The organism is Pseudoalteromonas sp. S3260 (assembly GCF_005886925.1).
GTDB lineage: Bacteria > Pseudomonadota > Gammaproteobacteria > Enterobacterales > Alteromonadaceae > Pseudoalteromonas > Pseudoalteromonas tetraodonis.
Window position 1 is genome coordinate 1 of sequence record NZ_PNCV01000111.1, and the last position, 553, is coordinate 553.

A 553-nucleotide genomic window follows, 5' to 3' on the forward strand; every position below is an offset into this window, starting at 1 on the left:
AGGTGGGCCATTATCCCCTTTACTTTCCAATATTTTACTCGATGAATTAGATAAGAAGCTAACCTACAAACACCTTAAGTTTGCACGTTACGCTGATGACATAATCATTTTAGTAAGAACGAAAAGCGAAGGACTCATAATCCAACGGGAAATTACTGCGTTTATCACTCAGCGATTAAAACTCAAAGTGAATGAATCGAAAAGTCGAGTCGGTCCCGTATCAGGCTCGAAATTTCTCGGGTTTACCTTCCGTTACGCTCAAGTGCAGATCCACGAACAGGCGCTAAAGAAATTTAAAGCAAATGTAAGAGAACTCACTAACCGCAACTGGGGGATCTCAATGACCCTACAAATTCATAAACTCACGCAGTATTTACGCGGCTGGGGACACTACTACCTAATAGCCAACGCTTATCAACTAACAGTGGATTTAGATCATTGGATCCGTCGTAGGATAAGAATGTGCTACTGGCGGCAATGGCGTAAACCTCGCACCAAAGTACGCAGTTTAATGAAATTGGGTGTTAGCGAGCGACTCGCCATAGCCTGTGGT

At 43.2% G+C, this 553-nt stretch carries 1 protein-coding gene; it reads left to right on the plus strand.

Annotated elements, in window-relative coordinates; all coding sequences use genetic code 11:
• The coding region (locus tag CWC14_RS15510; protein WP_249928760.1) for a group II intron maturase-specific domain-containing protein at nt 1-553 on the plus strand (553 nt) is incomplete at both ends.